This window comes from Nocardia aurantiaca, from assembly GCF_009708175.1.
Classification (GTDB): domain Bacteria; phylum Actinomycetota; class Actinomycetes; order Mycobacteriales; family Mycobacteriaceae; genus Nocardia; species Nocardia aurantiaca.
On the sequence record NZ_WMBB01000007.1, the window covers coordinates 106,833 to 120,812 of the forward strand.

Here is a 13,980-nt window from a genome sequence, read left to right on the forward strand (position 1 = left end):
ACGGCGGCAGCGGATGACCGGTCATTCGGTCAGGAACTGCACGCAGGTGGCGATCGTGGTCAGCCGCCGATAGTCCGATTCCTCGATGCGGCGGTCGCAGGCGGCCGCGAGACGCTCGACGAAGGTCAGGAAGTCCAGGGAGTCCAGGGCGAGGGTTTCCCGCAGCGGGGCGTCGGTGGGCAGGGCGGCCAGGCGGTCGGATGTGTCGAATCCGTGCAGGGCGCCGCGGACGATGCCCTCGGCGACATCGCGAGACAGGGTGGCGGCCATGGTTTCAGAGCTCCTCTGGTTGTTGCAGCAGGTCGGAGAGGGCGTGCAGGAAGCGGGCGCCGATCGCGCCGTCGGTGGCGCGGTGGTCGGCCGACAAGGTGGCGGTGAGCTGGGGGCGCACGCCGAGTAGTCCGTCGACCGCGCAGGGGCGGTCGGTGACCGCGCCGAAGCCGACGATCGCGACCTGCGGTGCGGCGATGACTCCGTAGACCGAGTCGACGCCCAGATCTCCGAGGTTCGTCACGGTGATGGTCGCGGGCGTCGCGTCCGACGAGCGCAGACGGACCGCACGGGCGCGTTCGACCACGCCACGCAGGGCTGCCATCAGGTCCGGCAGGGCGAGCCGATCGGCGTCGGGAATCGTGGGGACGATGATGCCGCCCGCGCGCATGGAGACCACCATGCCGAGATGAACGCTCGAGGCAGGGCGGAATTCGTCATCGATCCAATGTCCGTTCAGCTCCGGCACCGCCCGGGCCGCCCGGGCGGTGGCCGCCAGCAGCAGTGCGGCGGGCAGCATCCTGGCGCTGACGGGCATCCGGCGGTTGTAGTCGGCCAGCCAGGTCGACGCCGCGCTCATGTCGACGGTGCTCGACAGGTAGTAATGCGGCACGGTGCGTTTGGATCTCGTCATCGCGGTAGCGATCAGCTTGCGGACCTCCGCGGGATCGTGCCGGGGTGCTTCCGGAATACCGGGCCGGCCCGGACCAGGAGTGGACGTGTCCACGGATGGGGCGACTTCCGCTGTGGCCGGGAAGCTGCCCGATACGGGCGACGCCGCCGCCCGCACGTCGGCCGCACGCACCGCACCCCCGGGTCCGGTACCGGTGATCTCGGCCAGCGGCACACCCGATTCCCCGGCCAGCCGCCGCGCGTAGCCCGAGGCCCGCACCGGCGCGCGGCGCCCGTCACGGCGTTCGAGGACCGCGCGATCGACGTCGGCCCGGACGATCCGGCCGCCCGGTGCGGATCCTTGCACCGTCGCCAGATCGATCCCCGCGTCGTCGGCGAGCCGACGAATGAGAGGCGTCGCACGGACGGTGGGTTCGCCCGCTTCCCGACCGTGCGCCGCGGTGGGCGGGGCAGGTACGGGAGGGGGCGTCGCCACGGTCGGCACGGTCGTCTCTATGGTCGCCAGCGGCGTTCCGACCGGCACGGTGGTTCCCACGGGGACCAGCAGTTCGCCGATGACGCCGTCGTCGAAGCATTCGACTTCGATCGCCGCCTTGGTCGTGTCGACCTCGGCCACGACATCGCCCCGATGCACCACATCACCCGGCCGGACCCGCCATTCCAGCACGGTGCCCTGGGTCATGTCCGCGCCGAGCGAGGGCATCCGGAACTCGGACACGTCAACTCACCGCCTTGCGGACCGCCTCGGCGACCACGGCCGGTTGCGGTAGCGCCGCCTCCTCGAGGTGGCGCGGATAGGGAATCGGCACTTCCGCGGTACAGACCCGTGCGATCGGCGCGTCCAGCGACCAGTAGCCGTTTTCCGCCGCGCGAGCGGCGATTTCCGCGGAGACGCCCACGCTGCGCCAGCCCTCGTCCACGATGACCAGCCGGTGCGTGCGCGCGATCGAGGCGAGTACGGTCGCCTCGTCGAGTGGCCGCAGGGTGCGCAGGTCGATGACTTCCGCGGCGATCCCCTCCCCGGCCAGCTGATCGGCCGCGGCCTCGGCCACGTGCAACGCGCCGCCATAGGACACCAGCGTGACATCGGTGCCCGTCCGCCGGACGACGGCCGAGTCGATGTCGACCGCGCCCGCGTCCGAAGCCAGCTCGGCCTCGCTGTTGTACAGCGCGATCGGCTCGAAGATCAGCACCGGATCCGGATCCTGCAATGCCGTCCACAGCATGCCGCGGGCGTCCGCGACGGTGGCCGGCGAGAGGACGCGCAGGCCCGGAATGTGCGCGTAGAACGCCTCCAGGCTGTGCGAATGCTGCGCTCCCAATTGCCTTCCCGCCCCCGTGGCCATCCGGATGACCAGCGGCACGCCGAGCTGACCCCCGGACATGTGCCGCAGGGTCGCGGCATTGTTGAGGATCTGATCGAGCGCGAGCAGGCTGAAGTTGACGGTCATGATCTCGACGACCGGTCGCAGACCGCCGAGTGCCGCGCCGATTCCCGCGCCGACGAAGGCCGATTCGCTCAAGGGTGTGTCCCGGATGCGCCGCGGGCCGAATTCGTCGAGCAGACCCCTGCTCACCCCGAAGCAGCCGCCGTAGGCGCCCACGTCCTCGCCCATGAGGAAGACCCGCTCATCGCGAATCAGAGCTTCGCGCAACGCTTCCCGGACGGCTTCCCGATAGGTGGTCATCTCGTCTCCGCATAGACGTGGCGGGCCAGGTCGGTAACAGGTTCGAGAGGCGCGGCTTCGGCAGCGGCGACCGCGGCGTCGATCTCCGCGTCGACCTCCGCCTCCAGCGCCGCCTGATCATCGGGCCCGCACGCACCGTCGGCGCGCAGTTCCGCGAACAGACGCGGGATGGGATCGCGGGACTTCCACTGCTCGATCTCGGCCTTGTCGCGGTACCGGTCCGCGTCGTACATCGAGTGCGCGCGGAACCGGTAGGTGCGCAATTCCAGAAAACACGGCCCACGCCCGCCGCGGATGGATTCCGTCGCCCGCCGGGCCGCTGCCGCGACCGCGACCGCGTCCATGCCGTCCACCGGCCAGGAGGCGAGGCCGTAGCTCGCGGCCCGCAGCGACAGATCGGTGACCGCGTGTTCACGCCGCAGCGCGGTGCCCATCGCGTATTGGTTGTTCTCGCAGGCGAACAGCACCGGCAATCGCCACAGCGCCGCGAGATTGAGGCACTCGTGGAATTCCCCCTCCGCGACGGCCCCATCACCGAACAGACAGACGGTCACGGCGTTTCGGCCCTGAAGCGAGTCCGCCAGCGCAAGCCCGACCGCGACCGGCAGCCCGCCGCCGACGATGGCATTGCCGCCGTAGAAGCGGCGCGCGCCGTCGAACAGGTGCATCGAACCGCCTCTGCCATGGCTGCATCCTGTGGTACGGCCGTACATTTCGGCCATTACCGCGTCCATCGGTATGCCGCGTGCCAGCGCGTGCCCATGCTCACGGTAGGTGGACACGACCGCGTCATCGGGTTCCAGCACGCTCAGCAGCCCGGCGGCGATCGCCTCCTCCCCGATCGACAGGTGCAGAAATCCGCGAATGGCCTCCGCGCTGTAGAGCTGTACACACCGTTCTTCGAAGCGGCGGATGCGAATCATCTGCCGCAGCAACGCGAGTCGCTCGTCGACGGCCGACGTGGCTCGGTTCCCGCCGACGGCCGTCACTGGGCACTCTCCAAGGTGGAGATGTCGCCTTCGGGTAGTCCCCGGTCGCGCGCTTTCAACAGCCGGCGCATCACCTTTCCGCTGCGAGTGTGCGGCAGCGCATCGGTGAAGACGATCTGTTTGGGCGCGACCGCGCCCAATTGCCTTCTGCCGAAGGCGATAATGTCGTCGTACAGCTCTTGGGACGCGTCCCGCCCCGGTCGTAGTTGCACGAATGCCTTGACCAGCTCGCCCGCCACCGGATCCGGCGTGCCGATGACCCCGGCCTCGGCGACGGCCGGATGCGCCATCAGCACGCTCTCCACCTCGAACGGGCCGATGAGGTGACCGGCGGACTTGATGACATCGTCGGCCCGGCCGACGAACCAGTAGTAGCCGTCGGAATCCCGTCGCGCCAGGTCACCGCTCAGATACCAACCGGCCGCGAAAGCCCGCGCGTACTTCTCCGGTTCGTTCCAGTAGCCGCGGAACATCGAGGGCCAGCCGGTGCGCAGAGCCAGCTCGCCCACCTCGCCGGCCTGCGCGTACTCGACCTGTCCGTCGGTGATCGCTGCGCGCCCGTCGCGGCCGCGCCGCAGGATGGTCGCTTCGATTCCCGGCAGCGGGCGGCCCATCGAGCCGGGCCGGATCTGCTCCGCCGCCAGATTGGCGATCATGATGGCGCCGGTCTCGGTCTGCCACCAATTGTCGTGCACCGCATGGCCGAGCACACGCTTGCCCCACACCACGGCCTCGGGATTCAGGGGCTCACCGACGCTGGCCACGAAGCGCAGGCACGACAGGTCCGTGCCGGCGGGCAGTTCGTCGCCACGGCGCATGAGCATCCGCAACGCGGTCGGGGCGGTGTACCACACCGAAACCCGCTCGGCGGTCAAGATGTCGTACCAGCGCTGCGCATCGAACTCGGCCTCGTCGCTGATCAGGGTGACACCCAGCATGAGCGGGGCGATGACGCCGTAGGTCATACCGGTGACCCAGCCGGGATCGGCTGTGCACCAGAAGATGTCGCCGGGACGCAGATCGAGCGCGTAGCGGGCGGTGACCCGGTGGGCCAGCACCGCTCCGTGCACATGCACCGCGCCCTTGGGCATTCCGGTGGTGCCACTGGTGAAATGCAGCAGAGCCGGATCCTCGGGACCTGTTCGCACGATGGGGAATTCGTCCTCGACGAGAGCCATCGCCAAGGTCAAGCCGACGGTATCGTCGACCTGGGGGTCGTCGATACCCGCGTCGGTGACCAGCACATGCCGGAGCGCGGGCAACACCGCCCGATTAGCCGCGATCTTGCGGCGGTAGTGGTCGACGGTGGTGATCAGCGTGGTGGCACCGGATATCTCGAGGCGCTGCCGTACCGGTTCCGGACCGAAGGCCGAGAACAGCGGGACCACGACACATCCCGCCTTCCATGCCCCGAGGCAGGCGATGTAGAGCTCAGGTGTGCGCCCGAGCAGCAGGCATACCCGTTCACCTCGCCGTACACCCAGGTCGCGCAGCACGTGGGCGAATCTGTTACTGAGGGTGGCGAGTTCGGCGTAGGTCAAGGTGGTGACATCACCGGCGGCGGCCAGCCAGCGCAGCGCCGGCGCATCGGCCAGTGGCGTGCCCCGATGCCGGTCGACGGCCTCGTGAGCGATGTTGACTCCCCCGCCGGGCAGCCCGTCGAGAGCGTCACGGGCGACGTCCCAGCTGAACTCTCGGCACGACGACTCGTACGCCTTCAGGTTGGCCTCGGCCCGTTCCTGCGGCGTCTTGTCCACGGGTTCCCAGCGCATCGGTCCCCGCGCCGGCGTGTCCTGGTGGTTCGCGGTCTTCATCGATACCTCCCGCATCCAGTCAACGACCGCGACCCCGATGCGGGGCAGGGCGGAAAGACCATCCCGGCAGTGACCTCCGTCGTCGGTGCCGTGGTACGAGTCCTCTGCCGTCGACGCCCGCCAAGAGCGCACGCTCGAGCCGTCACCAGCGATTGCTCATGTCCCGAAAGGCAGTGTCCGATGAGCCATCACACCGATCCGTTCGCACCGAGCGTGCACACCGCCCACGAGTGGCTGGCGGCCGTGGCCAACGCCATCGACACCGAGGACCGCTTCGTCGCCCATCGCGCCCTGCGCGCCTGGCTGCACACGGTGCGAGACCGCCTGGATATCAACGCCGCGGCGCATCTCAGCGCCCAGCTGCCCGAACTGCTGCGCGGAATGTTCTACGAGGGCTGGATGCCCGCCCGGGTGCCGGTCCCCCACGATGTGGCGTCCTTCCTCGCGCAGTTCGCCCACGCCGCGGGCGTCACCCCGGAGGCGGCCGTTCCGCTGGCGGGCGTGGTGACGGACACCCTCGCCGACCTGTTCTCTCCGGGCCAGCTCGACCACGTCCTCGCCCAGCTGCCGGTGAAGCTGCGCTTCATCCTGCTCGGGACGGACCTGTCGGCGGTCTACGCGGGCGCCGCGCTCTTCACGCAGCCGGACCTTCCGCAGATCGACGACGTCGAGCGTCGACTGAACGCCCTCACCGAGGCGGTCGCCACCCTCGTACACGGCCTCGAGTTCCCGGCCGGTGGCGAACCCGGGAGCAATGCGAGAATCACGGCCGCGCAGCAGGCCCATCGCATTCTGCTCGCCGAGGGCCTGACCAGCTCCGGGCACTGACCCGACCGGCATGACAGCGCCCCGGTAACTGGTCGGCTCAGGCAGCACCGCGGCGCACACCGAACCGAACGAGGACACCATGCAGCTCCAATCCACCCTTCCACTCGGCCGGATCGCCGGCATCCGTATCGCCGCGCATTGGTCCGCCGCGGTCACCGTGGGCCTGTTCACCTGGATACTCGCCACCTACCTGCGTGGCACCGCCGATGCCGGAATCATCTGGGCCGCAGCGACCATCGGCGCTCTCGCATTGATCGCGTGCCTGCTCGCGCACGAGCTCGCGCATTCGATCGTGGCCACCCGCAATGGAATTCACGTCGAACGCATCGTGCTGTGGCTGCTTGGTGGGGCGTCGGAGCTCGCCGGCGAACCGAAGGACGCCCGGACCGACCTGCGGGTCGCCCTGGTCGGCCCGGCGACCAGTCTGCTCCTCGGCGCCATCGGCTTCGGCGCGGCGGCCGTGTCGTCGGTCTTCTCCCCCGGCGGCCCGGTGACCGCCACCCTCGTCTGGCTCGCGACGGTGAATGTCATTCTGGCCGTGTTCAATATGCTTCCGGGCGCGCCCCTCGACGGCGGCCGGGTAGTGCGGGCCGTGATCTGGTGGCGCAGCGGCGACCGCCTCCGCGCCGAGACCGCCGCCGCCCGCTGGGGCCAGGTCCTGGGCATGACCCTCGCCGGCATCGGCGCCGCCGAGATCATCGCGTTCGGCAACTTCGGCGGACTGTGGCTGATCCTGCTCGGCTGGTTCCTCTACGGCGCGGCCAACAGCGAGCTCATTCTCGCCGGCCTGCGACACCGCCTGGGTGCCAGCACCGTCGGCGACGTCATGACCCCGGCCCCCCGAGCGGTCCCCGCCACATGGACAGTGGACCAGCTCCTCCATTCCGACCTCGTCTACACCCATCACCGCGTCTTCCCCGTCATCGACCACAACGGCCACCCGTGCGCCATCCTCGCCTGGGCCGATCTCCTGCGCCCCCGCACGCCCGCGCACCCCGGCCTCCGCGTGGCCGAACTGGCCCGCCCACTGCCTCCGGCCGCGATCGCCCACGTGGACGATCTGCTCGGCGATGTCATCGCCCGAATCGTCTTGCGCCCCAACCTCGACGCCGTCGTCGTCGTCGACCCCACCGGCCGCCTCGCCGGCCTCGTGACCTCCACCGATCTCACGCTCGTCTGCAACCGCTCCGCCCTGGGCCTGCCCGTCCATCCCACCGTCACGCCGTCCTGACCGCCCTTCTCCTCGCCTCGGCCGTCACGCCGAGGCGAGGTCGCGTCGGCGGAAGATGAACAGGGCCTGGGTGAACAGGACCAACCCGATCACTGTGACGACCGTGGCCGCCACCGGAGCGAAGGGCTGCATGGGGATTCGCGCGAGCGCGTGGAAGGGAGACAGGCGCAGGGACCATTCGGGAAACTTCAGCGCGGTACCGAGGGTGTCCCAGAGGTAGGCGGCCACGACCAGGGCGTGGACGAAGGCGACGGCGCGCGGCACGACGGCCAGGGCAAGGGTGGCGGCACCGACGGTGAGGGCGATCAGCGGGAGGCTGTTGGCCGCCGCGGCGAAGAGCGAGCCGAGAACGAGATCCTGACCGGTCCACGCGGCGCCGGACCAGATGCAGAGGGCCGCGAGAAAGACCAATACGGTCGCCGATCCGAAGGCCAGTAACGCGCGTCCCGACAACCAGGCGAAGCGCGAACGGGGCATGGCCAGGACGAGTTCCAGCCGGCCGGTGGCCTCTTCGCTACGTGCGGCCACGACGAGGGTGACGGCCAATAGCGCTGCCAGCAACTGGATCAGCGTGAAGAGCACGGACACGAAACCGTCGACGGCCAGCTTCTTGCCGAAGAACTGCGTGTAGAGGGGCGTGCGCTCGAGGAAGTCGAGCATGGTCTTGACGAGGCTGCCCATCAGCAGCGCGTACAGCGCGGTCCCGGCGAACCAGAAACCCAGTTGGGGCGCATCATCGCGCAGCGCGGCCTGCCAGGACGAGCCCAGCAGCAACAGGCGCGGGGAGCGGCTGTCGCGCGTTTCGAGAAGTCCGCGACCGGTATCGCGGGTCCGCAGCAGCAGAGCCGACACCGCCAGCAGGACAGCGGTTGCCGCGGAGATCACCGCGAGCGCCGGGAGGGAGGGCGGGGCGGGAGGCCGCAGTTCCTCGAACCAGCCCAGCGGCGTTGTCCAACGCAGCCAAGGGATTCCGTCACCGACGTCGGCGGGTGCTCGCACCACGAACGCGATGACCACCACCGTCGCCGCCAGCAGGCGTGCGCCGCGGACGGTCGCCGTCAGCTGGGATGTCAGCGCCGCCACCGCCGCGAACAACAGTGCGGGCGTGACGAGCTGCACGCCGAGTTCCCCGGCATTGGCGGCGGTGAGCAGGTGCTGCGGCACTCCCACGGCCGCGAGCGCGATCACGCTCACCCCACCGATCGCGCAGGCCTGCACGGCGGTAGCCGTCACGGCGGCCGCGAACCACCGTCGACGCGACTGTCCACCGGACAGCACCAGATCGCCACGGCCCGCGTCCTCCTCACCGCGCAGCGCACCCGAGGTGATCACCGAGGCCCACACCGCCATGATGACGCCGACGCTGGTCATGGTCCGCCATGCCACCCATCCGGTCGGATCACCGATATCGAACGGATAGCCGTAGAGCGCGCGCAGCGCCCCATTGTCGACCAGTGGCGCGAGCATCGCCGATCGCGTCTGCTTCGCCGGGAACGCCACCACGTAGGTTTGCAGCGACGCCGTGCAGAAAACGGCCATGAGCACGGTCATCACCGCCAGCGAAACGCGATTGACGCGCAGCCTCGCTCGCACCATCACGACGTATCCGTGCCACGCTTCGCCCGTCATCGTGACGGCCCGGGCAGCGCGGCGCCCTCCGGCATCGCGTCGGTTCGAGACGGACCTCGGTCGTCTCTGCCGTGGTAGTGGATGAGGAAGATCTCCTCCAGGCTCGGTTCCCGGCTGTCGATCGTCGTCACCGGCAGCCGGGTGAGCGCGGATAGCAGCGGCCCCATCGACCCCCGAATCTGAAGCACCGCATGATGATCGGAGTAGTCGGCGACCTCGACGCCGCCCAGCGCGCGCAGGGCGGCGATATCGACGCCGGACTCGGCGAAGTTCACCTCGACGGTGCGCGCCGACAGGTGCCGCAACTGCGCGAGCGTCCCTTCGTCGATCAGCCGGCCCGCCCGCAGGATGCCGATGCGGTCGCACAGCGCCTCGACCTCGCTCAGTATGTGCGAGGACAGGAATACCGTCTGCCCGCGCTCGCGCGCCTCGCCGACGGTCTCGCGAAAAGCGGCCTCCATCAACGGGTCCAGGCCCGAGGTCGGCTCGTCGAGGATCAGGATCTCGGCCCGGGTGGCGAAGGCCGCCACCAGCTGCACCTTCTGGCGATTGCCCTTCGACAGCGCGCGAACCTTCTTGTGTGGGTCGAAATCGAACCGCTCGATCAGCACATCCCGGTAGTCGCGATCACAGCCACCGCGGAGATTCTCCAGGTACTCGAAGGTTTCCGCACCGGTCAACGCCGGCCACAACATCGCCTCGGAGGCGACATACGCGCAATGGCGGTGCGCGGCAACGGGTTCGGTCCAGGCATCGCGCCCCGCGATGCGCACCGTACCCTGCGTGGGCCGGTGCAGGCCGAGCAGTAGCCGGATCGTGGTGGTCTTCCCCGCGCCATTGGGTCCCAGGAACCCGTAGATCTGGCCGGCCGGAATATCCAACTCCAGCCGGTCCAGCGCGAGCGTACCGCGATAGCGCTTGCTCACCGCGTGCGCCTCGATGACCCCCATGGCCCTCACCTCCGACCAACGGCCCCGCCCTCCATTGTCGGACCGGTCAGCGAGTCGGCACCACGATCATCGGGCATTCCACGCTGTGCAGCAGCGCATTGCTGGTCGAGCCGAGGAGCATGCCGCCGAAGCCGCCGCGCCCGTGGCTGCCCACTACCAGCAACTGGGCGTTCTCCGAGGCGTCCAGGAGGGACTGGATCGGGCGGTCGCGGACCAGGACGCGACGGACCTGGACGTCGGGGTAGCGCTCGCCGAATCCGGCCAGCCGCTCGCCGAGGAGTTCGGTTTCGCGTTCGCGCACGGCGTCCCACTCCGGCAGCGGCAAGCCGGCGCGGTTGGTGTCGCTCCAGGCGTGCAGGGCGTCGAGGCCGACCTTGCGACGCGAAGCCTCCTCGAAGGCGAGTTCCAGGGCGGGCACGCTGTTGGGGGTGCCGTCGACGCCGACGAGCACCGGCTTCTCCGCGGCGACCGGGTCGATCGCCGCGGTCGAATGCACGACCGCGATGGGGCAGTGGGCATGCCGGGTCAACGCGGTACTCACCGATCCGAGCAGACCGCGCCGGACCGCACCGCGTCCGCGGCTGCCGACCACCACCAGGCGGGCGTGTCGCGACCGTTCGATCAGATGCGGAATAGCGGTGTCGAAGGTGATGTCCGAGCTGATGGTCAAGGCGTCGCCGACGGCGGCGGTGCGCGCCACACGGGTCGCTTCGGCCACCACCCGTTCTCCCTCGAGGCGGAGCCAATCGGTGTCGGTGTCGGTGAGCATCGCGCCGGGCCCCCATCCGCCGGGGACCGCCACCGAGGTGACGATCTCCAGCGGCGACCCGTGCAGTCCCGCGTCCACGGCCGCCCACGCCACAGCGAGGTACGAGACGGCCGATCCGTCGGTCGCCACGACAATCGGCGGATTCAGTTGCCCGCCACGAGCTTCGGAGGCCTGCGCCATTTTCCTACTCCCCTCGTCCTTCTACCGCACGCCCGACGCCCGCAGTGCGGCAAGGCGATTGGTGTACTCATTCTCGTCGATCTCGCCGCGCGCGAAACGCTGGGCGAGCAATTCCTGTGGCGACGGAGACTCGTAGCGGCCTGGACGATCCCGGTCGGATACCGCGAACCGAACCGCCAGCGCGATCCCGACGATGAGCACCGCCCAGAAGACCAACATGCCCACGCCCATCCAGGCGTAGCCCCAGCCACTCATATCGTGGCCGTACCAATACATCATGGCGATGCCTCCAGTTCCTTCGTTTCGCCATTACCGCTGGTCTGAACCAGACGCTTCGAGTACCCCCGCCTGCCCCGTCGTCGCGCCCCCGTCGACCACGAATTCCGAACCGGTCGAGAAGGTCGCCTCGGTGACCAGGAACCGCACCATCGCGGCGACCTCCTCCGGCTCGCCGAAGCGCGGCAGAGGCTGTGTGGCGGCGATGGATTCGTCCATGCCGAGGGTCATCGCGGTGTGGATCGGGCCCGGGTGCACCGAGCACACGCGGATATCCGACGAACCCAGTTCCAGCGCCGCGGCTTTGGTCAATCCGCGCAGTCCCCACTTGCTCGCGACGTACCCGCTGATGCCCGCGTACCCCATCAGGCCCGCGGTCGAGGAGATGTTGACGATGATGCCGCCGCCCGCGGCGCGCAGGCGCGGCGCGGCCAGGCGCATGCCGAGCCACGGCCCGAAGAGGTTGACGTCCAGGACGTGCCGGAACAGGTCGGGCGACTCCGATTCCACGGTCCCGTAGTCCAGGATTCCGGCATTGTTCACCAGTGCCGCCAGCGGGCCGAACTCGCGTTCGGTCTCCTCCAGCACCCGGCTCCACTCCTCCTCGTCGGTGACGTCGAGATGATGGAACCGCGCCTGCGGCGCAAAGGTTTCCGCGAGTGCCGTGCCGTCGTCGGTGAGCAGGTCGGCGATGACGACGCCCAGGCCCGCCTTCACCAGTTCCGCGACCACCGCCGCGCCGATGCCCCGCGCACCGCCGGTGACGATCGCGCTCCTGTTCGCGAACTCCGTCATGACGTGTCCTCCGATCCGTGCGAATCCGCTGTTCGGTCACAGCATCGCGCGCGCGTGACCCGCGGCGAGACGGCCGAAAGTCACCGGTTCCGAGGGCGTATGTCGGGCCATCCGTCCCTGCGGGAAACCAGCCGTACGGCCGAGGATCGAAACCGAGTTCCCACCGAGAGGAAGACCCATGAAGACATCGACGGCGACCGCGATCGGGGTGGCCTCGGCCCTCACCGGCCTGGCGGCCGGATACCGGCTTTTCGCACGTGACACGTGCGTGAGCTGGGGATCGACCGCTGAGGAGGTGGAGCGGGTCATGCCCGGCGACGACCTGCTGGCCGAGGCCGGCACCGTGACGACCCGCTCGATCACCGTCGCCGCCACCCCGGAACAGATCTGGCCGTGGCTGGTGCAGATGGGTCCCGGGCGCGGGGGCGCCTACACCTACGACTGGATCGAGAACCTGCTCGGGCTGAACATGCACAGCGCCGACGAGATCCTGCCGCAGTTCCAGCAGCTCGCGGTGGACGACGTGCTGCCCATGGGCGAATCCGGACCGGCCATGCGGGTGGCCGTGCTGGACCGCCCGCGCGCCTTCGTCCTCGCCTCGACCGACGGCCACTGGGTGTGGGCGTTCGGCCTCTACCCCACCGACGAGGGCACCCGCCTGGTCAGCCGTAACCGCATCGCGCTCTCGGATGCCGGTCTGCTGCAACGGCTTTTCTTCATGCTGATCATGGAGCCCGGCAGCCTGATCATGGAGGCCAAGATGCTGCACGGCATCAAGGAGCGCGCCGAGCGCACCGGGCCGTTGCCCGCCCCGGTGACCAACGTCCCCACTGCGCAGGCGGAAAGCCCGTATGTTCCGCACTGGCCGACGCGAACACTCGGATCATGACCGCCACCCCGCACACCACACCCGACCATCGCACTCTGCTGGCCGCGATGCGGCTGGCCTGCCGCGCGCCCTCGGTGCACAACACCCAGCCCTGGCATTGGCGCTTCGACGGTGAGCGACTGCACCTGCGCACCGATCCCGACCGAGTGCTCACCGCGATGGACCCGCAGGGCCGACAGCTGGTGATCAGCTGCGGCGCCATGCTGCACCATGTCCGCACCGCTTTCGGCGCTCAGGGCTGGCACACCGACACGACCCGGATGCCCGATCCGCTGGATCCCGGCCGCCTGGCCGAGATCCGATTCCGGCCCTGGCCTGATCCCCCGGCCGGACTGGTGGCGCGGGCGCGCGCGATCGACAACCGTCGCACCGACCGGCTGCCGATGGACGCGCCCTCGGATTGGGATGCCGTGCAGAGGAGACTGCGCATGCTGGCGTCCCCGCACTATGTCGAACTGGATACCCTCGACGAGTCGGTGCAGGACAGGATGGCCGCGGTATCCGAGCAGGCGGCGGCGCTGCGGCGGCACGACATGATGTACCAGGCCGAAATCGGTTGGTGGACAGGACATTCCGATGTTTCCGAGGGCGTTCCGGCCGACGCGCTCGTCTCGGACGCGGAATTCTCCCGGGTCCGGGTGGGCCGGTCGTTTCCGTCCGCGCCGCACTCCGCGCGCCGCGCCGCCACCGAGGACCACGCCCAGCTGGTCATACTCAGCTCGCCGACCGATTCCGTGCACGACTGGCTGGCGACCGGTGAAGCGCTCTCGGCGGTCCTGCTCGAATGCACGGTGGCCGGTCTGGCGACCTGCACCCTCACCCATATCACCGAATTGCCGACGGGGCGAAACGTTCTCGCCGGTTTCTTGAAGCAGCCGGGCAAGCCGCAGGTGGTGCTGCGGATCGGCATCGCGCCGAGCGACGAGCCGCAGCATCCGCCGACTCCCCGGCGACCGCTGACCGACATCCTGACGATCGACCGGCGCTGAACGGGAAGGCGATAGTCACATGGTCCGCGCGGCATCGGAGGCGGTGTCCG

Annotated in this window: 14 protein-coding genes; 4 read left to right on the forward strand and 10 right to left on the reverse strand. The window is 69.4% G+C overall.

The window, feature by feature from the left end:
• Window positions 1-21: 21 nt before the first annotated feature.
• The 5 genes from GLP40_RS16100 to acsA are packed head-to-tail and all read right to left on the reverse strand — an operon-like array spanning window position 22 to window position 5,394.
• Entirely contained in the window at window positions 22-270 is a 249-nt protein-coding gene (locus GLP40_RS16100; protein ID WP_154788742.1) for a phosphopantetheine-binding protein, read from the reverse strand.
• Window positions 271-274: 4 nt separating this feature from the next.
• Window positions 275-1,621, reverse strand: coding sequence for a dihydrolipoamide acetyltransferase family protein (locus GLP40_RS16105; protein WP_328290237.1), 1,347 nt, complete (start codon window positions 1,619-1,621; stop codon window positions 275-277).
• Between the two features lies 1 nt (window position 1,622).
• Window positions 1,623-2,591: an alpha-ketoacid dehydrogenase subunit beta gene (locus tag GLP40_RS16110; protein ID WP_154788743.1), complete on the reverse strand. Its 969-nt coding sequence runs from the start codon at window positions 2,589-2,591 to the stop codon at window positions 1,623-1,625.
• Window positions 2,588-3,580: a pyruvate dehydrogenase (acetyl-transferring) E1 component subunit alpha gene (gene pdhA / locus GLP40_RS16115; RefSeq protein WP_407671608.1), complete on the reverse strand. Its 993-nt coding sequence runs from the start codon at window positions 3,578-3,580 to the stop codon at window positions 2,588-2,590. The genes GLP40_RS16110 and pdhA overlap by 4 nt, the downstream gene beginning before the upstream one ends.
• Window positions 3,577-5,394 carry an acetate--CoA ligase gene (acsA, locus tag GLP40_RS16120; protein WP_230329634.1) on the reverse strand — a complete coding sequence of 606 codons (1,818 nt, stop codon included), beginning with the start codon at window positions 5,392-5,394 and terminating at the stop codon, window positions 3,577-3,579. The genes pdhA and acsA overlap by 4 nt, the downstream gene beginning before the upstream one ends.
• Before the next feature lie 180 nt (window positions 5,395-5,574).
• Here acsA and GLP40_RS16125 point away from each other — a divergent pair, with 180 nt between their 5' ends.
• Both GLP40_RS16125 and GLP40_RS16130 read left to right on the forward strand, forming a co-directional pair.
• The gene (locus GLP40_RS16125; protein ID WP_154788744.1) at window positions 5,575-6,222 is read left to right on the forward strand and encodes a DUF2267 domain-containing protein; all 648 of its coding nucleotides are present in this window, start codon (window positions 5,575-5,577) and stop codon (window positions 6,220-6,222) included.
• A gap of 79 nt (window positions 6,223-6,301) precedes the next feature.
• Window positions 6,302-7,453 (forward strand): site-2 protease family protein, encoded by a 1,152-nt coding sequence (locus GLP40_RS16130; protein WP_154788745.1) that lies wholly within the window; start codon window positions 6,302-6,304, stop codon window positions 7,451-7,453.
• 24 nt (window positions 7,454-7,477) lie between these two features.
• Here the strand turns inward: GLP40_RS16130 and GLP40_RS16135 are convergent, their stop codons facing one another.
• From GLP40_RS16135 to GLP40_RS16155, 5 genes are read right to left on the reverse strand one after another with little or no spacing between them, the layout of a single operon-like run.
• Window positions 7,478-9,049: a hypothetical protein gene (locus tag GLP40_RS16135; protein WP_154788746.1), complete on the reverse strand. Its 1,572-nt coding sequence runs from the start codon at window positions 9,047-9,049 to the stop codon at window positions 7,478-7,480.
• A gap of 29 nt (window positions 9,050-9,078) precedes the next feature.
• Window positions 9,079-10,032, reverse strand: coding sequence for an ABC transporter ATP-binding protein (locus GLP40_RS16140; RefSeq protein ID WP_154788747.1), 954 nt, complete (start codon window positions 10,030-10,032; stop codon window positions 9,079-9,081).
• A gap of 46 nt (window positions 10,033-10,078) precedes the next feature.
• Window positions 10,079-10,981, reverse strand: a complete 903-nt coding sequence (locus GLP40_RS16145; RefSeq protein WP_154788748.1) for a universal stress protein — start codon at window positions 10,979-10,981, stop codon at window positions 10,079-10,081.
• A 21-nt stretch (window positions 10,982-11,002) separates the two neighbouring features.
• Entirely contained in the window at window positions 11,003-11,260 is a 258-nt protein-coding gene (locus GLP40_RS16150; protein WP_154788749.1) for an SHOCT domain-containing protein, read from the reverse strand.
• A 30-nt stretch (window positions 11,261-11,290) separates the two neighbouring features.
• The gene (locus GLP40_RS16155; RefSeq protein WP_154788750.1) at window positions 11,291-12,052 is read right to left on the reverse strand and encodes an SDR family NAD(P)-dependent oxidoreductase; all 762 of its coding nucleotides are present in this window, start codon (window positions 12,050-12,052) and stop codon (window positions 11,291-11,293) included.
• Window positions 12,053-12,230: 178 nt separating this feature from the next.
• On the opposite strand from GLP40_RS16155, the gene GLP40_RS16160 reads away from it, so the two are divergent.
• Together GLP40_RS16160 and GLP40_RS16165 are read left to right on the forward strand one after the other, a co-directional pair.
• On the forward strand, window positions 12,231-12,941 hold the full coding sequence (locus GLP40_RS16160; RefSeq protein ID WP_154788751.1) for an SRPBCC family protein: 711 nt from the start codon (window positions 12,231-12,233) through the stop codon (window positions 12,939-12,941).
• On the forward strand, window positions 12,938-13,930 hold the full coding sequence (locus GLP40_RS16165; protein ID WP_154788752.1) for an Acg family FMN-binding oxidoreductase: 993 nt from the start codon (window positions 12,938-12,940) through the stop codon (window positions 13,928-13,930). Before GLP40_RS16160 ends, GLP40_RS16165 begins: the two co-directional genes overlap by 4 nt.
• Window positions 13,931-13,980: the final 50 nt, after the last annotated feature.